13 protein-coding genes are annotated in these 18,900 nt (G+C 36.6%); 8 read left to right on the top strand and 5 right to left on the bottom strand.

Features of this window, described 5'->3' with window-relative positions:
• The first annotated feature begins 283 nt into the window (after positions 1 to 283).
• Together HWV54_RS00795 and glpX are read left to right on the top strand one after the other, a co-directional pair.
• A complete protein-coding gene (locus HWV54_RS00795) occupies positions 284 to 1,594 on the top strand; it encodes a homoserine dehydrogenase (protein ID WP_005865149.1) in 1,311 nt (436 codons plus the stop codon).
• A 144-nt stretch (positions 1,595 to 1,738) separates the two neighbouring features.
• Entirely contained in the window at positions 1,739 to 2,725 is a 987-nt protein-coding gene (gene glpX / locus HWV54_RS00790; protein ID WP_005865151.1) for a class II fructose-bisphosphatase, read from the top strand.
• A gap of 128 nt (positions 2,726 to 2,853) precedes the next feature.
• Here glpX and HWV54_RS00785 read toward each other — a convergent pair whose 3' ends face one another.
• Positions 2,854 to 3,960: a branched-chain amino acid aminotransferase gene (locus tag HWV54_RS00785; RefSeq protein WP_005865153.1), complete on the bottom strand. Its 1,107-nt coding sequence runs from the start codon at positions 3,958 to 3,960 to the stop codon at positions 2,854 to 2,856.
• A 302-nt stretch (positions 3,961 to 4,262) separates the two neighbouring features.
• Here HWV54_RS00785 and HWV54_RS00780 point away from each other — a divergent pair, with 302 nt between their 5' ends.
• Positions 4,263 to 4,598, top strand: a complete 336-nt coding sequence (locus HWV54_RS00780) for a hypothetical protein (RefSeq protein ID WP_005865155.1) — start codon at positions 4,263 to 4,265, stop codon at positions 4,596 to 4,598.
• 120 nt (positions 4,599 to 4,718) lie between these two features.
• Here the strand turns inward: HWV54_RS00780 and HWV54_RS00775 are convergent, their stop codons facing one another.
• The 3 genes from HWV54_RS00775 to HWV54_RS00765 form a co-directional block, all read right to left on the bottom strand.
• On the bottom strand, positions 4,719 to 7,214 hold the full coding sequence (locus tag HWV54_RS00775; RefSeq protein ID WP_005865157.1) for an SPOR domain-containing protein: 2,496 nt from the start codon (positions 7,212 to 7,214) through the stop codon (positions 4,719 to 4,721).
• Between the two features lie 151 nt (positions 7,215 to 7,365).
• Entirely contained in the window at positions 7,366 to 9,123 is a 1,758-nt protein-coding gene (gene argS / locus HWV54_RS00770) for an arginine--tRNA ligase (RefSeq protein ID WP_005865159.1), read from the bottom strand.
• 31 nt (positions 9,124 to 9,154) lie between these two features.
• Positions 9,155 to 10,351 carry a deoxyguanosinetriphosphate triphosphohydrolase gene (locus HWV54_RS00765; protein ID WP_040296375.1) on the bottom strand — a complete coding sequence of 399 codons (1,197 nt, stop codon included), beginning with the start codon at positions 10,349 to 10,351 and terminating at the stop codon, positions 9,155 to 9,157.
• A 106-nt stretch (positions 10,352 to 10,457) separates the two neighbouring features.
• Between HWV54_RS00765 and HWV54_RS00760 the strand changes: the two genes are divergently transcribed.
• The 5 genes from HWV54_RS00760 to glmS all read left to right on the top strand — a co-directional run bounded on the left by HWV54_RS00760 (position 10,458) and on the right by glmS (position 16,003).
• Positions 10,458 to 10,781, top strand: a complete 324-nt coding sequence (locus HWV54_RS00760) for a HesB/IscA family protein (protein ID WP_005865162.1) — start codon at positions 10,458 to 10,460, stop codon at positions 10,779 to 10,781.
• 1 nt (position 10,782) lies between these two features.
• Positions 10,783 to 11,811: a hypothetical protein gene (locus HWV54_RS00755; RefSeq protein WP_040296376.1), complete on the top strand. Its 1,029-nt coding sequence runs from the start codon at positions 10,783 to 10,785 to the stop codon at positions 11,809 to 11,811.
• A gap of 47 nt (positions 11,812 to 11,858) precedes the next feature.
• On the top strand, positions 11,859 to 12,644 hold the full coding sequence (locus HWV54_RS00750; protein WP_005865164.1) for a cytochrome c biogenesis CcdA family protein: 786 nt from the start codon (positions 11,859 to 11,861) through the stop codon (positions 12,642 to 12,644).
• 14 nt (positions 12,645 to 12,658) lie between these two features.
• On the top strand, positions 12,659 to 14,008 hold the full coding sequence (glmU, locus tag HWV54_RS00745; RefSeq protein ID WP_005865165.1) for a bifunctional UDP-N-acetylglucosamine diphosphorylase/glucosamine-1-phosphate N-acetyltransferase GlmU: 1,350 nt from the start codon (positions 12,659 to 12,661) through the stop codon (positions 14,006 to 14,008).
• A 171-nt stretch (positions 14,009 to 14,179) separates the two neighbouring features.
• On the top strand, positions 14,180 to 16,003 hold the full coding sequence (glmS, locus tag HWV54_RS00740) for a glutamine--fructose-6-phosphate transaminase (isomerizing) (RefSeq protein ID WP_005865167.1): 1,824 nt from the start codon (positions 14,180 to 14,182) through the stop codon (positions 16,001 to 16,003).
• Between the two features lie 420 nt (positions 16,004 to 16,423).
• On the opposite strand, the gene recG is transcribed toward glmS, so the two are convergent.
• The gene (recG, locus tag HWV54_RS00735; protein WP_005865169.1) at positions 16,424 to 18,532 is read right to left on the bottom strand and encodes an ATP-dependent DNA helicase RecG; all 2,109 of its coding nucleotides are present in this window, start codon (positions 18,530 to 18,532) and stop codon (positions 16,424 to 16,426) included.
• Between the last annotated feature and the right edge of the window lie 368 nt (positions 18,533 to 18,900).

The following is an 18,900-nucleotide window of genomic DNA, read 5'->3' as shown; positions in this document are numbered from 1 at the left end:
AAAGAGAAGTGGTTTTTGTAATTGAAAATTTTTCATATACTCCCTGCAATTTTCAATATCTGAATCAGCCATTTTTATAGAGGTTTCTAATCTTTGAAAGAGTAAATATTTATTTATTTTTTTTAGGGATTTGGATTGAACGAGCGGTATTATTGGACCAAGGGAAAATTGGCTTAGATAGAACAAAAGGGCTTTAGATTTTATTGGTTATAGGCATCATTGCATTGATTCGCACATCATTGGAATATTTTTCAGAGAAAGATTTAAGGATAGTAGTTAGATAATGGCAGAAGCTTTAAAAGTTGGCGTTGCGGGTCTCGGTACGGTTGGTACTTCAGTTATTCGGATTCTACGTGAAAAAGCCAATAGTTTGGCTTGCCAATGTGGACGTTCAATCAGAATTGTTGCTGTTAGTGCGCGTGATAAAGGTCGTAATCGTGGAATTGATTTGAGTAATGTAAAATGGTTTGATTCACCTGTTGAAATGGCTGCTTCTGATGAAATTGATGTTTTTGTTGAGTTAATTGGTGGTGAATTAGATGTCGTGTATGCAGCTGTTAAAAAAGCACTTGAGGTAGGTCATCATGTTGTTACTGCCAATAAAGCACTTCTCGCGCGGCATGGGGTGGCACTTGCTATAAGTGCAGAAAAGAAAGGCGTCTTTCTTCATTTTGAAGCTGCCATTGCAGGAGGAATTCCTGTCATTAAAGCGATGAGAGAATCACTTTTAGGTAATCATATATCGCGAGTTTATGGTATTCTCAATGGAACATGCAATTATATATTAACACGTATGTTTACTGAAGGTCTTTCATTTAAAGATTGTTTGGCAGATGCGCAGAGACTTGGTTATGCTGAAGCTGATCCCACTTTCGATATTGGCGGAAATGATACTGCTCATAAATTGGCTTTGTTAACAAGTTTGGCGTTTGGAACAGCGGTTTCATTAGACGATGTTTATGTTGAAGGAATTAGCAATATTTCGCAGATTGATATCCGTGCAGCTGATGAATTGGGTTATCGGATTAAGCTTTTAGGGGTTGCATTAAAAACCGATACTGGAATCGAACAACGTGTTCATCCAACAATGGTACCAACATCATCAATGATTGCTCAGATTCACGGTGTGACGAATGCTCTTTCTATTCAAAGTGATTTATTGGGTGAATTATTGTTTTCTGGCCCTGGTGCTGGGGGAGAGGCAACAGCATCAGCGGTGATTGGTGATTTGGCTGATATAGCAAAAGCACGTCCTGGTTTTCAGTATGCTCCTGTTTTAGGAAGTCCGGCATTGAGGCTTTCTCCTCACAAAAAAGCACGTATTTCTCATCATGCAGGTGGTTATTTTATTCGTTTGAATGTTCATGATCGCGCTGGTGTTTTTGCAGCGGTTGCAAGGCATATGGCTGATAATTACATTTCATTAGAGTCGATTGTTCAAAGGCCTTTTGGAGAAAGCCAGATTGTGAAAACAATTATTTTAATAACCCATGAAACAACGGAAGTGAATGTACGACAAGCGCTTTCAGCAATTGAAAAAGATGGTCATCTTATTACAAAATCCCAATTCATTCGTATCGAACCTATGGCATAGAATTAATAATTTGTTTTAATAGCAAAAAAGCTCGAAAGCTTTTTCTCTGTGGAAAATTCTCATATTTTCCAAAAGCTTTCTTCTTTATATTTAGCAATAAATGCTAATATTTTTTGCTATTGCTCTTTTAATAGGATTTTTCATATGTCCACAATTCGGAATACTTTAAATGGACTTGATCGTATTTTAACGCTTGAATTGGTGCGTGTAACTGAACGTGCTGCTGTTGCAGCTGCACGTTGGCGCGGGCGTGGTGATGAAAAGGCTGCTGATCAAGCTGCTGTAGATGCAATGCGTCAAGAACTGAATCGGTTACCTGTTGATGGAACAGTAGTAATTGGAGAGGGTGAACGCGATGAAGCTCCTATGCTTTATATTGGAGAGAAAGTAGGCCTTCAAACTGGATTGGCAATTGATATCGCACTTGATCCACTTGAAGGAACTACGATTTGTGCTAGAAATCTTGCTAACTCTTTAGCTGTGGTTGCAATTGCAGAAAAGGGTAATTTACTTTATGCTCCTGATGTTTATATGAAAAAAATTGCTATTGGTCCTGGATATCCCAAGGGGATTGTTGATATAGATGCTGATCCTGCCGATAATATTCACGCTCTTGCGAAAGCTAAAGGAGTGGATGTTAACCAGATTACTGTTTGTATTATGGATCGGCCTCGTCATACAAAACTGATTGATGAAGTGCGAGCAACGGGAGCGTCAATTCGTTTAATTGGAGATGGAGATGTTGCCGCTGTTATTGATACAACTGATCCAGATGAAACCGGTATTGATATCTATATAGGGATTGGTGGAGCACCAGAGGGTGTGTTAGCGGCTGCAGCCTTGCGCTGTATTGGTGGGCAGATGCAAGGACGTTTGCAGCTTGATACAGATGAAAAAATTGCGCGTGCGGCCAGAATGGGAATTGATAACCCCAATAAAGTTTATGCAATGGAAGAAATGGCAAAAGGTGATGTATTGTTTTCTGCAACAGGTGTAACGGATGGCAATATGCTTTCCGGTGTTAAATTCACGCCTCGTTATATTCAAACGGAAACTCTTGTGATGCGTTCACGTACCGGGACAATCCGTAATATTAAAGCACAACATAAAGACCATTCAAAATTTAATTAATGTTCTCTCTTTCGCTGTAGTTATTAAAAAGTAAAAAACATTGTTTTTAGAGAGCGAATTTTCATAAAAGCTTTAATAGATACGTTTATAGAAGCATTTACTGATGTATTCGGAGATATCTTTTATTGTTATGAAAGCTGGACAGAATGTATCCAGCCGTTTTTATCTTCTCTATTGCCTTTTTGAAGATCAATCAGTTGTGTGCGAAGTTGTTTCGTGGTTTCACCAATCATTTCATCTCCAATAACGAGCTCACCACCTTTGTATTTGAAACGGCCGATTGATGTGATAACAGCTGCTGTGCCACAAGCAAAGACTTCTTTAAGATGACCACTTCGGGCATCCTCTTTGAGTGATTCAAAAGAATAAGGACGCTCTTCTATTGTTAACCCCATTTGTTGAGCCAACTGTAAAATTGAATGACGTGTTATTCCTGGAAGGATAGTGCCATTAAGTGCAGGTGTTACAAGTGTATTATTTGCCATAATAAAGCAAACATTCATGCCGCCAAGTTCTTCGATCCACTTATGTTCGACCATATCAAGGAAAAGCACTTGGCTACAATCATTTTGTGTCGCACTGTTTTGTGCAAGTAAGCCCGCTGCATAGTTTCCACCACATTTGGCAGCACCTGTGCCACCTGGACCGGCTCGACTGTAAGCTGTTTCGATCCATACACTAACAGACTTTTCTGACCCTTTAAAATATGATTCTACTGGAGATGCTATGATACAAAAAAGATATTCTTGAGAAGGGCGAACTTTTAAAAAGTTTTCATTGCCAAACATGAATGGGCGTATGTAAAGACTAGCATTTGGAAGATCAGAAACCCATTTTTGATCAATTTTTACTAATTTACTAATTGCATCTAAAAAGATATCTTTGGGCAATTCTGGCATAGCTAAACGTTTTGCTGACTCTATAAAACGTTGCGCATTGGCATCAGGGCGGAATAACAAAATACGTCCATCTTTTGCGCGATAGGCTTTTAAACCTTCAAAAATTTCTTGCCCATAATGCAAAACAGTACTTGCTGGATTAATCTGTAAAGGTTTGTATTGAGAGATAACAGCATTATGCCAACCTTTGGCTTCAGTCCACTGGATGGTACACATGTGATCTGTAAAAAATTGCCCAAAACCAGGACTTTTAAGAATTGCTTCACGATTCTTGTCTGAAAGAGGTGATGGGTGTTTTTCTATTTTAAACGGAATCGATGATGTAGGAGTTTTCATAAGTAAAACCTTTTGGGATACGCTTTATTTCTAGGTGTTTTTTATTATAAAAAATAATGAAGTGCTTTCCTTAGGACTTTATTATTAGCAAATTATTTGTGTCAATGGCTTATTGTAGAATTGAAAGAAAAGACTATTAAGGATATTTTATTGGTTTTTTCATGCTCCTCCTTCTAGATTTTATCAAATAATCAGGAACCTTTCTACATATTTATTGTTTCTCAAATAAGTATTTGAATAAATTTGTATATGCATATCCTATTACTACTTAAAGATAGGGGAGTTGAGAAAAGGAATTTACTATGATTGATAGAAATTACTCCACATACGAAGAACGTATGGCTGCAGAAAAGAAAGAACGTGAACAGCGTAATTCGATTGGTAAAGGTATCCTTGCCATTTTTCTTGCGCTTTTTATTATCTGGTTCATTTTCGGCTTTTTAGGATCTTTTTTTGAAAAATCTCCTGAACGTATATCTCACTATAATACGACAGAATCAAGCCAAACGATAACAAGTACGAAAAAAAATTTAAATCCAACATCTGCTGTACCTTATACCTATAAAAGCCAGAGATTACCTTTATTTCATGAACAAAATCCCTCAGAGGAAAACAATTCGACACGGATTAAGAAGTAAAATCATTTCAAATGTATAGAGAAGAAAAATTTAATAGTATGAATTTGCACTCTGAAATTAATCAATAAATTACTACCAAAATCAATAATGCAGCGGTTATTAAAGCCTCTGCATTATTTGTTAGCGCGTGATGAAGCAATCTCCTCCAGAATTTTTAATGCTTTCACAGAGGGTTATGGCATCATTCCGATTTTCTGTTTGAATACGAACACGATAATAGGTTCCTTTTCCTGGTATGAGAGCAGACTGAATATTTAAAGGACGAACGCCAATAAGAGATCCAAACCTGAATTTCATTTTTTTCAAAGAATCCCTAGCCAGTGCATGGGTTGGTTGGGAGGCAAGTTGTACGTAATAACTTTCTGAATTTTGTGTGATTATTGGGCTTGGTTGTGTTACGCGAGAGGCAGTATGTATTTGCTTCTCTGAATTTCTTTCTGCATGCGAAGGAATTGGTATAATTTTTTCTTCAATATTAGAAGTAGAGGCACTTTCTGCTATTATTTTATCAATATCACTCGTGAGATTATCTTCTGTTTTTTTGTTATTTATATCGAATTCGTGTGAAGAAACAGTGGAAAAATCTTGCAATTGATCTACATCAGCCTGATCAATACGTTCTTTTTGTTCATCAATTGTTTTTCTTTCTGTGTGTTGCTTTGGCGTTAATACAATTGTGCCGTCTTGGTTTACAATAACAGTTTGCACTTCACGCATTGGAATAGTGTGATTGATAGCTTCAGTTACGGCATCTTCAATATCCGATTCATCAAGGGAAGGGGATGAAAGACTTGTGGCTTCTCGTTGGTTTACTTCTTCTAAGTCTTCAGGTTGTTCAGAATTATCGATAAGAAATTGCTGTGTATTTTCTTGTTTTTCATTTTGCTCGGTTTTTTGTTTATAAATATCTAAATTATGTGCAACATCATTCTTCGTTTCAGCTGTTTCTTGTTTAAATTTGAAAGGCGTATGGTCAGCGTAGATAATCGGTGCACTTTCATTTTTTTGTGATTGCATAAAAAAATGAGAATAACCAACAAAACCAATTGCTATTAAGGTAAGAAAAATAGCGCTTTTTGCAAGAGTTTTACCAACAATAAAACTTTTTAAAGGAGGAGTAGATGGTGGATGAGTGGAGATTTGATCTGCATCTTTATATAATGAATTCTCGGTAAAAGAGGAAGAATAATAGTCTCTATTATCAGTGGAAAAATAGTTGGCTTGTTGAGCTTGAGAATTTGTATATGCATCATCTTTTGGAGTTTGCATAGTTTGATGAAAGATTTCATTGAAGATTTCATTTTGTTGTTGTTGCCGCAAAAAATTTTCTTCTGAAACATTTCCGACATTGAGTACATCAGCAAATTCTTCTTTCAAATCATCAGTTGGTACATCATATTCTGGAGCTTCATATGGAACTTCAGGAACCATAATGGGACCAGTTTTTTCTACGATTTCCTCTGCAAATTTATAAGTATCGACATTTGGAGGGGGAGTGTTCTTGCGCGGATAGTTATGAGCAAAAAAACTATTCGCTTGTTTTGTAGTAAGGGTTTCCGATGAAGAGCGTATATTATTTAAATTATTTTGGATATGAGGCACTTCTTTTTTATCATTTTGCTCAGAGATATTTTCAGTGTTGTTAATGTATTGGGCTTGAGCATCACGATATTTCGGAGTTTTTTCAGTATAAGTTTCTTGTTGTAAGGATTTTTCTTCATAAAACTGAGGATAATCGATCGGATGGCGTTCTTGCGGAAAGCCTTTTAAATCAGACTGATTGCCTATTTGTGTTGAATCCGAAGGTAATGGTAAGTCTCTTATTGTTTCATTTCTTCCAATGTCTTCTTTTTCTGGAATAAGATCAGAAGAAGAGGGAAACATGTCCGTAGAGGGAAGAAAGACATCAGTATAATACTCTTTAGCTTGATTTTCTTGATCAGCTAAGACTTTATAGGGATGGTTTACGGAAGTATCATTGAAGTTTTGATTGTCATCATGATTTTGCTGTATATTTACAATATCTTCTTCTAGCGAAGTTGTTAATAAAGAACTGCGACTTTGGTTGATGGATTCTGTTCTGTCTTTTTTGTTTGCGTGTTTATTAGTTTCATCAAAGAAGAGATTATCTGATTGTTCACTGAAATCGCTTTTTTCAAAAAAAGAATCAGTATTGATTAATGTCGTTATATTTTGAGGTGATTGTTTCTTTTGGATAGGTAATGGAGAGAGCGCGTCTAAAATTTGTTCTTCATCATGACTAATAGGTGAAGAATTTGCATCTTTAGATAAAGAATTATTTTTTTCTAAATGGTTCAAAGAAGAAGTTGGTGCAATATTTGAGGTTGATTGTTCGGAAGTTGCATGTAAATTCCATTGCTTCTTTTTATCTTCAAAAGGCAAATCATTTGTTAAATTGCTTTTAAGTTCTGCTTCTAGAAAGGACAAATCAACATCATCATAGGATGAAGTTTTAGGGACAGGAGATATCGATTGATCATTTTGATGTTCCCTTTGTTTGTGCGGATTAAAAATTCGCGTAAGTCTTTCTAAAGGATCATGGTGTTTATGATCTTGCTTCATTTCGTACGGATTTTTGCGATCGTTATCGCTCATAGCTTTTCTCACATGATGATCTGCATCGGTGTGCAATAAATGGTTAATTTTGATTTATTATTTTTATTTATAAATTTCCCCCCTCCTACGACAGAGATATACGAAAAAGTTTATCAATAAAGTATCTATTTTATGTATTTATAGAACTTTTTCAACGCATTTCTGTTGCTGCTTCGATTCCTACAATTGTAAGTCCTGATGATAGAATATTCATGACAGCTTGTATTAATCCCAATCTGGCAAGTGATAGTTCTTTATCATCAGGCTGAATAAAGCGTAAATCGAGATTATCATTCCCTTTATTCCAATGGGCATGAAAGCTGGAAGCAAGGTCATAGAGATAAAACGCTAATCGATGTGGTTCTTTATGAATTACGGATTGCTCAATGATACGTGGATATTCAGAAATTTTACGTATTAAGGATATTTCATTATCGTTTGTTAATCGGTTAAGATGCGCAATTATTATATCATTTGAAAAATTTTTAATATGAAGTGTTTCTTGTGCTTGACGAAAGACTGAGTGACAGCGTGCACTGGCATATTGTACGTAAAAGATGGGGTTATCTTTTGATTGCTCTGTCACTTTTGCAAAATCAAAATCGAGGGGTGCTTCACACTTACGAAACAGCATCATAAAACGCACTGGATCACGACCAACTTCTTCTACAACATCACGCAAAGTAACAAATGATCCTGCTCTTTTTGACATGCGTACAGGTTGACCGTTGCGAAAGAGTTTTACTAATTGGCATAAGAAAACGCTCAATTTGGCTTTATCACCAGAAATTGCTTTTGCCATTGCTTCTAGTCGTTTTACATAACCAGCATGATCTGCCCCTAAAATATAAATCATTTCATCAAAATGACGATTGAATTTATCATGAAAATAAGCAATATCAGCAGCAAAATAAGTGTAAGAACCGTCAGATTTAATTAAGACACGGTCTTGGTCATCTCCAACATCTGTTGAACGAAATAAAGTTTGCTCGCTTGGCTCCCAATCTTCTCTGTTTTTCCCTTTTGGTGGTGGAAGTTTGCCTTTGTAGATATAACCATTTAAAGTGAGGTCATTAATCGTGCTACGAATAGCGCGCGCATTATTTGCATAAAGCATCCGTTCAGAGAAAAAGATATCATGATAGATATTAAGGGCAGCTAAATCTTTGCGAATCATTGTCATCATTGCGTGAATTGCACGTTCCTTCACGATAGATAAAGCTTCATTTTTATCCATAGTGAGTAATTGGTCACCAAATTCTTGAGCAAGGGCTTGACCTAACGGTATCAAATATTCACCAGGATAGAGGCCTTCTGGAATTTCATTAATTTTTTGTCCAAGAGCTTCGCGATAACGCAACAGGACAGAGTGGGCGAGTACTTCTATTTGTTTACCAGCATCATTGATGTAATATTCTTTTGTAATGTCATAGCCAACAAATTGCAGCAAATTGGAGAGAACATCTCCAACAACAGCGCCTCGACAATGCCCCACATGCATTGGTCCTGTAGGATTTGCTGATACATACTCAACATTGATCCGTTTTCCTTGTCCCATTGGAATACGGCCGTAAGATGTACCTGTTTCAAGTATAAATTTTATTACATCTTGCCAAAATAATTTTGTAAGTTTTATATTGATAAAACCAGGACCAGCAACATCAATATTTTCGATAGAGGGTTCATTTTTAAGAAGATTTATGATCTTTTCTGCAAGTGTGCGAGGATTTAATCCAATAGAATTTGCAAGCACCATAGCAGCGTTTGTTGATAAATGGCCATGTGAAGAATCACGTGGCGGGTCAACGGTGATTTTTGATAAATCTATATCTTCTCCATTTTTTCCTTTTATATTAGATAATTCTATTGATTTTTTAATTTTTTCTTCGAAGTTTTTAAAGACATTCATATTCAACTTCCATCGTGATATTCAAAAGCAATTAAATGAAATTATCTGTGTGGTCAACTAAACGGTGATATTCACGTAGAGCGTAGTGATCAGTCATACCTGACAGAAAGTCAGCAATGAGACGTGCTAACTCATAATTTGTTAAGTGAACTGTTTTTCTATACCAACTTTCAGGCATTGTATCTGGGTTTTGATAATAACAATCGAATAATTTTTGTACAATGCGTTTTGCTGCATTGCGACGACTAAGAACTTGATCATGGTGATAAAGGTTTTTAAACAGAAATCCTTTTAATTCTTTTTCGTAAACGGTCATTGTGGGCGAAAAGGTAACAATAGTTTGTTTTGCTTGGTGAACATCATTTATGCTTGTTGGTTTGATTTGTGCTAAATTTTTTTGTGATTGTTTGATAACATCTTCAACCATAGTCGTTATTTGTCTTCGTACAAGTGTGTAACCGCGTCGAGTTTGATCGAGCTGTGGATGTTCATCTGTTATATCTTTTAATAATGCTGCTGTCAGTGAAATCTGTTCAAACTGTTCAAGTGTTAAAAACTGCGAACGCAACCCATCATCGATATCATGTGCATTGTAAGCAATATCATCAGCAATAGCAGCACATTGTGCTTCTAATCCAGCAAAGCAGTTGAGCTCTAGATTTTGTTTTGCATTGTATTCTAGAATGTCGATAGGAACATTTTTATTGTTTGCATAAGGGCCTAAAAGGGGGCCGTTATGTTTCACAAGTCCTTCGAGTGTTTCCCAAGTAAGGTTAAGTCCATCAAAATTTGCATAGCGCTGTTCTAGTTTTGTAACAATGCGTAATGCTTGTGCATTATGGTTAAAGCCACCATAAGGTGCCATTGCTTCATTAAGAGCATCTTCTCCTGCGTGGCCGAAAGGCGTATGCCCAAAGTCGTGAACGAGAGCAATAGCTTCAGCAAGATCTTCATCAAGGCTGAGTGCACGAGCTAATGTTCGTGCAATTTGAGAAACCTCTATTGAATGTGTCAACCGCGTACGATAATAATCGCTTTCATCAGCAATAAACACTTGCGTTTTGTGTTTAAGGCGCCGAAATGCATTGGAATGAATAATGCGATCTCTATCTCGTTGAAAAGGTGATCGCATGGTATTTATGATCTCATGGAATAGTCTACCACGACTTGTTTGTGGGTTGGCACTATAGACCGCTCGGGATTGGTAATTGATATTGCTTATATCCATTGCAAGCTGTTCATTTTCATTTTAAAATTAAGGTTCATTTTATTTATAAAATTTTCTTTCATTGGGGATACTCTTTCTTGATAGTTTAATGCAAGGATATATGAAAATGAGTGTGATTATTTCAGATATTGCTGCCAAGCGGATTGCACAGATACTTTTGAGTTCACCTGATAAAATAGGGTTACGTATTTCCGTTGAGGGCGGAGGGTGTTCCGGTTTCTCTTATAAGTACAATTTGGTTTCTGAAAAACATGAAGACGATCTCGTTCTTAAAAAAGGTGGAGCAATTGTCTTTATTGATTCATTATCACTTCCTTTCATGGAAGGGGCTGAAATCGATTTTGTTGATGACCTTATGGGGCAGTCTTTTCAAATTCATAATCCCAATGCTGTGTCGTCATGTGGTTGTGGTGTTAGTTTTTCAATTTAGAATGATGACTTTAGTAATATTGTTTCTTGAAAAAATTATCACTTTGGTCAACAATGTAAAAATGGGTATTCTTACAAAAATATTGCGTCGGTTGTTGTGTTTGTGTGGGGCGCTTACCTTATTGGTTTGGAGTGATTCTGTTTTTTCTGAAGAGGACCGAAACCAAAATTATCAACAAAAACAATCAACGAATTTCATTTTAAAATCTCAAGATCGTGAAAAAGAAAATTTAGTTTCTCACACCAAACTTATTTTACATGCTCGATTAAAAAACAATAGTGAAGATATTGTGAAGGGGCTCGTATGGCGAATTTATGCACCTATCTTGGGGATTGATAATAAATTACCATTAATTGCAACTTATGAAGGTGGTAGTGCGCGTTTTGACTTAGAACCAGGGAGTTATCTTGTTCATGTTTCATTTGGTCATGCGAGTGCGGTACACCATGTAAGTTTAGAAAGTGGGCAAAGTCTTGTGAAGAATTTCAATCTTGAAGCTGGTGGTGTTATTTTAAATGCTACACTCTTAAATGGTATAATTAATGAAAAGGAATTGCGGTTCACTATTTATGAAGATGAAAAAGAAAATGACGACACTGGTGTGATCTTATCAAATATTAAACCTCAATCAATTGTGCGTTTGAAAACTGGACGCTATCATCTTGCTTCTCATTATGGGTCTGTTAACGCTATTGTTCGTTCCGATATCCAAGTAGATGCAGGTAAAATTACAGAAGTAACTCTTGAACATCAGGCAGCTCAAATTGTCTTAAAATTGGTACGGCAAGAAGGTGGGGAAGCACTTGCAGATACAAGTTGGTCTATTACTAATGATTCTGGTGATATCGTTTACGAAACAGTTGGCGCTTATGTTTCTCTCGTATTAGCTGAGGGTGAGTATATTGCAATTGCTAAAAATAAATATAAAATTTACCAGAAAGTTTTTTCTGTTGTCTCTGGCCATGATGAAGATATAAGTGTGGTAGCAAATGCACAAAATATGCAACGAATCGATGAGGGAATAGATTAAAGCGATTCATGGCATAAAGCGTGATAAGAAACGGGTAGAGGGTTTTTGTGATAGAAATTTCAACAATTGGTGTATTTTTTGCTGGTGCATTATCTTTTTTATCACCGTGCGTTTTGCCATTAGTTCCTCCTTATTTGTGTTTTATGGCAGGTATTGGTATTGATGATTTTCGTTCAGAAAAGCGTAATGGAAGAGCATTTATACGGTGGGGAATGCTTTCTTCTGTTGTTGCTTTTGTGCTCGGTTTTACAACCGTTTTTATTGTTTTAGGTGCCAGTGCAAGCACTGTTGGTAAGTTTATCGGTTATTATCGTGATTGGTTTGCACTTGCTGCTGGGATTATCATTATCATTTTTGGTTTGAACTTTTTGGGCCTTTTCAAGATTGCTTTTTTATTTCGTGAAGCACGTTTTCAAACGCACAAAACACCAGCTGGTCCTTTAGGGGCTTATGTTATTGGTTTAGCTTTTGCATTTGGTTGGACACCATGTATTGGACCAATTTTAGGGCCTGTCATAACTCTTGCCGGAACAAAAGAAACTGTAGGTGAAGGAGCACTCCTTTTGGGGGTTTATGCGTTAGGCCTTGGTGTGCCTTTCATATTAGCAGCTTTATTTTCCAGCAGTTTTATGAGATTCTTAGGAATTTTTCGTATTCATTTAGGAAAAGTTGAGAAAATTATTGGTATTTTTTTAGTTGTTACTGGTATTTTGTTTTTAACAGGCTCTATGCAGGATTTTTCTTTTTGGCTTTTGGAACATTATCCTTCTTTGAGTAATGTTGAAGCTATTCATTGGTATGATATTGTGAATTTTTTTGGTTCTTTTCGTTAGTTTTATGTATTTTTATGGTTAGAAATTGTCTTTTTATTGTTCTTGCAGCAGGTGAGGGAACGCGTATGAAGTCATCCCTTCCTAAAGTACTGCATAAAATTGCTGGATTACCTCTTATATGCCACGTTATAAAACAAATAGAATTAGCAGGCGCTTCACAATTAGCAGTTGTTGTAGGATTGGGTGCTAAAGATGTTACTGAAACTATTCAATCATTTGCCAAAAATGCGGTGATTTTTGAACAAAAAGAGCGCTTGGGAACTGCACATGCTGCTCTTTCAGCTCGCTTAGCTTTGCAGGAAGATATTGATGATGTGCTCATTATTTTTGGGGACACTCCTTTAATTGAGCGAGATTCGTTGTTACAAATTCGTGCACAACTTACTAGTGGAGCAGATGTCGTTGTTGCTGGTTTTCATGCTCCAAATCCAACGGGTTATGGGCGTCTTCTTCAGGAAAAGGGTAAACTTATCTCGATTGTGGAAGAAAAAGATGCTAGTGATGAAGAAAAAAAAATTTCTTTTTGTAATGGTGGCATACTTGCTCTTAACGGTAAGCATGCACTTTCTCTTTTAGAGAAGATTGGTAATAACAATGCGAAGCAAGAATATTACCTAACAGATATTGTGTCTATTGCAGCACATGATGGATTAGATGTTCGTATCGTTGAAGTGCCTTTTGAAAATATTATAGGGATTAACAACTGTTTTGAACTTTCTGAGATTGATGCTTTGTGGCAAAAGCGTAAAGCACGGAGTTTAATGTTATCTGGTGTTACAATACTTCAACCAGAAAGTGTTTATTTTTCTTATGATACAGAGATTGATCCAGGGGTGGTAATTGAACCAAATGTTTATTTTGGGTTGGGAGTCAAAGTACAATCTGGAGCAGTTATTCATGCATTTAGTTACCTAGAAGGTGCGGTAGTTGGTATGGGTGCACAGATTGGTCCTTATGCGCGTTTGCGTCCTGGAACAGAGTTAGCGCGATCTGTAAAGATTGGAAATTTTTGTGAGGTTAAAAAGGCTAAGATAGGAGAATCTTCTAAAATTAATCATTTAAGCTATATTGGTGATGCAGAAATTGGTGCATATACTAATATAGGAGCTGGTACTATTACTTGTAATTATGATGGATTTCATAAATATAAAACTACGATTGGTGATAATGCTTTTATTGGATCTAATTCAGCACTTGTTTCGCCATTGATTATAGGAAACGGTTCTTATATTGCTTCAGGAAGTGTTATTACTGAAAATGTTCCTGTGAATAGTATGGCTTTGGGACGTACGCGACAAGTGATAAAAGAGAATTATGCAACAAAGTTGCGTGCACGTTTATTGGAAAATAAGCAGAAAAAGTAATCGTCTTTTGTCTTTTTCTTTATTTTATATATAGTTTAATAATTGTATAAGAGGCTTGTTCTTAAGCATTATCATATTACATTTTCTTATCTGGTTACTTAAGGTTTTTAATAAAAGTAGCTGAATTTTTATATAAATTATTAAATCTTGGATGTGAGTTGGAACTTTTACATGTGCGGAATTATCGGAATCCTTGGAAATAAGTGCGTCACATCCTCTTTGGTTGATGGTTTAAAGCGTCTTGAATACAGAGGATATGATTCATCTGGTGTAGCAACTGTGCATAATGGGCGGCTTTATCGAATGCGCGCTGAGGGGAAGCTCATTAATTTAGAAGAAAAATTAAAAAAAACACCTTTGGAAGGAAGTTTAGGAATTGGTCATACGCGATGGGCTACTCATGGTGTTGCTGTGGAGAGGAATGCTCATCCTCATTTAACTGAACGGCTTGCGATTGTTCATAATGGTATTATTGAAAATTTTTTAGAATTGCAAAAGGAACTTATTGAGGATGGTTATAGCTTTGAAACAGAGACGGATACAGAAGTTATTGCGCATTTAATTACACGCGCGTTAAAAAGTGGTCTTTCTCCGCAAGAAGCAATAAGCACGAGTTGGAAAAGATTGAGAGGAGCTTTTGCTATTGCTCTTATTTTTCAAGGCGAAGATAATCTTATGATTGCTGCTCGCTCTGGGCCACCATTAGCAATTGGTTACGGAAAAGATGAATTTTATATTGGATCAGATGCAATTGCTTTGGCACCATTTGTAGATCGTATTAGCTATATGGAAGATGGGGATTGGGCTGTTCTCACACGGGAGGGCGTAACAATTTACGATGCAAATAACCAATTGGTAAAACGCTCTATTGTAACATTATTTGATGGGACTTTATTGGTATCTAAAGGTAATCATCGCCATTTTATGCATAAAGAAATATTTGAACAACCTGAAGTTATCTCTCATAATTTGGCGCATTACTTTGATCTTGGAAATTATAAGCTTCGCCCACTTGAAAATTTCATTGATTGGAAAAATATCAACCGCGTACTTTTTGCGAGTTGTGGAACCGCTTATTATTCAACCTTAGTAGCGCGTTATTGGTTTGAGAGTTTGGCTGATTTAAGTGTTGATAATGATGTAGCTTCAGAATTTCGTTATCGTGAACCACCAATAACTACTGATATGTTGCCGGTGTTCGTCTCTCAATCTGGTGAAACAGCTGATACGTTAGCATCTTTACGTTATTGTCGCGAGCATGGTGTGAAAACAGCAACAATTGTGAATGTTGAACAATCGTCAATGGCCAGAGAAGCTGATTTTATTCTACCAACACTTGCTGGTCCAGAAATTGGTGTTGCTTCAACAAAAGCCTTCACTTGTCAATTAGCAACACTTGCTGCAATGGCTCTTGATGCTGCTAAGCAACGTGGGATTCTTTCAGAGAAAGAAGAGAATCAGTTTATTAGGCAATTGGCAGAAATTCCAAGGATTTTAAGCGAGGTTCTAAAGCTAGAGAGGAAAATTGAGTGTATTTCTCGTTATTTAATGAACGCAAAAGGTGTTCTTTATCTTGGACGTGGGACTTCTTATCCGATTGCTCTAGAGGGTGCGCTTAAACTGAAGGAGCTTTCTTATATTCATGCTGAAGGTTATGCGGCAGGAGAATTGAAACATGGGCCAATTGCGCTGGTGGATGAGACAATCCCAGTTATTGTTGTAGCACCTTATGATAGGTGGTTTGAAAAGACTTTTTCTAACATGCAAGAAGTGGCAGCACGAAATGGTCGTGTTATTTTGATAACAGATAAAAGAGGTGAAAAAGTTACTTGTCTTGATACTTTATCAACTATTGTTTTGCCCGATATTCCAGAATTTGTTGCGCCTATTATTTATGCTTTGCCTATTCAGTTAATTGCTTATTATACAGCTGTTTTATTAGGAACAGATGTTGATCAACCCCGTAATTTAGCAAAATCAGTTACTGTTGAATAAAAGTGAATTTTGTATCTTTAGAGGTTTTGAAAAATATTAAGTGTACAAAAAATTAATTTGTAGTAATAGCTTATTATTTTTCATGTTGAATAGGTTCATAAGAACGTTTTTGCCATTCTTAAAACGGTTTTCTATCCACACATTCGTTCTCGTTTTTGACAAGGAAAACGAATGTTTCTCTGATTCTGAAACAGAAGGAGAAAATGAGAAAGTGCTCTTGTATATGATGAACTGTTTTAATGCAAAAGCAGCTTAACATTTGTGGATAAGGCAATATAATAATGATATTGGTTTGTGTTACTTTATGGGTATAAGAATGGATGTGCAAAAGGATTTTCCATTAGTCCGGTGATGCCGAGAATGTAAACTATAAAAAAAGCATTTGAAACAGATAGGTGGCGCTTTTACTTTTTTACCATTTTAGCCCGCTCGTAATAGGCGAGTAGCCTCTTCGCGTCCGAAAAGAACAAGTAGTAAGCGTAAAGCTTGTCCTTGTTCTGAAGAAAAATCAGCATCTCGTTGCAAAAATAAACGTGCATCTCTCCTTGCCATAGATAAAAGATCACTATGGACTGCAAGGTTTGCTATGTGGAACTCAGGCATACCAGATTGTCTCGTTCCTAAAAGCTCTCCTTCTCCTCGTAAACGCCAGTCTTCTTCAGCAATTTTAAAGCCGTCTTCTGTACTGCGTATAATATTAAGACGTTTTTCTGCCATATGTGTCAATGGATCTTTATATAGTAAAATACAGGAGGATTTCTTATTTCCCCGCCCAACGCGTCCACGCAATTGGTGCAGTTGTGAAAGACCAAAATGTTCCGCATGTTCGATGACAATGATCGAAGCATCTGGAACATCTACTCCGACTTCGATAACTGTGGTTGCAACTAAAATACTTATATTCCCACATTTAAAAGATGCCATGGCTGCTTCTTTTTCAGCTGTAGACATTTTTCCGTGTATCATGCCAACATGCGTTCCAAATCTTTCATGGAGAATAGCAAAGCGATTTTCAATTGAAGTGAGTTCAAGAGCTGTCGATTCTTCCACTAAAGGGCAAATCCAATAGAGTTTTTCTCCTTTTTTTAAAGCAATCGCAATTCGTTCTATAAGTTCATTCATTCGTTTCAAAGGAAGTGTTGCTGTTGTAATAGGTTGTCGTCCAATTGGTTTTTCAGTAATTTGGGAAACATCCATGTCACCAAAAGCTGTTAAGACTAATGTGCGTGGAATCGGAGTGGCAGTCATTACCAGCATATCAGGTTTATGACCTTTTGTTGTAAGAGCAAGACGCTGGTGCACACCAAAACGATGTTGTTCATCGATAATGGCTAAAGCAAGATTATTATAAGCTACATTCTCTTGTATGAGAGCGTGAGTTCCGATGATAATAGTAACTTGTCCTGATGAAATATCATTCAAGATATTTGTACGTAATTTTCCTTTTTCTCGTCCCGTTAAAAGAGCTGTTTGTAATCCGATCTTTTCAGCAAGAGGTGCAATTGTTGCAAAATGTTGTCGGGCAAGAACTTCCGTTGGCGCCATTAAAGCGGATTGTCCTGAATTTTCAGCAATCTGCATCATTGCCATAAGTGCAACAATGGTTTTTCCTGCTCCTACATCACCTTGAAGCAGCCTTAACATGGGTTCAGGTGAAGCGAGATCATTGGCAATATCTTGTATTGCTTTTGTTTGTCCACTTGTAAGTTGAAAAGGTAAAGCTTTTAGTAATTTTTTAGTATACGTTCCTGTTGTCGGGCGAGAGGTTCCAGAAAGAGATTTGGTTTTCAAACGCACCAGACCAAGAGCTAATTGACAAGCGAGCAATTCATCATAGGCAAGACGTTTGCGTGCAGCACTCTTTAAGTTTAGATCATTGGGATTTATGGGTGTATGGATGCGGCGCAAAGCAGTAGAAAAAGAAGGAAAGTTTTGCTGTTTTTTAACATTTTCCTCAATCCATTCTGGCAAGAGAGGAATATATTCAAGGGCGTTTTGTATTGCACATCTTAGCATTTTTGCTGATAGTCCAGCAGTAGAGGGATAGACAGGTTCGATTAGGGGTATCTGTTTTGATTGCTCTATTGATACGATATGATCAGGATGTACCATTGAAAGTTGTCCATTAAATCGCTCAACTTTTCCTGATACAACAACTTTTCTTCCTTCTGGTAGTTGTTTTTTTAGCCAAGAACAATGAGCATGGAAAAAGACTAAATTTATTTTTCCTGTTTGATCATGAGCAATAACTCGATAAGGTGATCGACTCCGACCAATTGGCGGTGGCTGGTGCTGATCGATGATAATTTCAAGAGTATTAGTGATACCTTCTTGAGCAAAAGCAATGCTTGGACATATTCTACGATCTATCACGGAATGGGGCATTAATTGAAGAAGGTCGATAAGAGTTGGTTCACGTTGCGTGGGATTAATGTTTAAGACTTTGGCTAGTAAGGCACATATTGGGGGGCTTATTCCTTGGAGAGTGCGAACAGAGGCAAAAAGAGGATGAATAAGGTTTAAAAGCATAAGGAAATTTAGCCTGATCTTATTGTTTTTTCTAGTGCTTTCAAAAAGCTTTTGGGGGATAAATCATATAAAAGGAAGCTGTTTTATTTAATGTTGAGTTTTAAGTAGAAAGGTCAATATTTGAAGAATGCATAAAAAAATAGTGTAAGAAAGAGTGGTAATACTAGCAATATGATTTTCTCCTTTTTGTTTTTGTGTGTCTATTTGCTGTGAATAGAGATATTTTCTTGATGAAAGTCTTTTATAAATAGCAATAAAATCGAAATGTCTTGTTAATATGCTGAGATGGTAAATTTATAGATCTAAGAGTGAGATAAGTGAGTATTAGAAGACGGATAAAGGTTGCGATTTTATATTTATTTTGTAGT

This window comes from Bartonella alsatica, assembly GCF_013388295.1.
In the GTDB taxonomy this organism is placed as follows: Bacteria; Pseudomonadota; Alphaproteobacteria; order Rhizobiales; family Rhizobiaceae; genus Bartonella; species Bartonella alsatica.
Note: the sequence above shows the minus strand (reverse complement) of the source record. Positions and strands in the feature narration are given on the sequence as shown.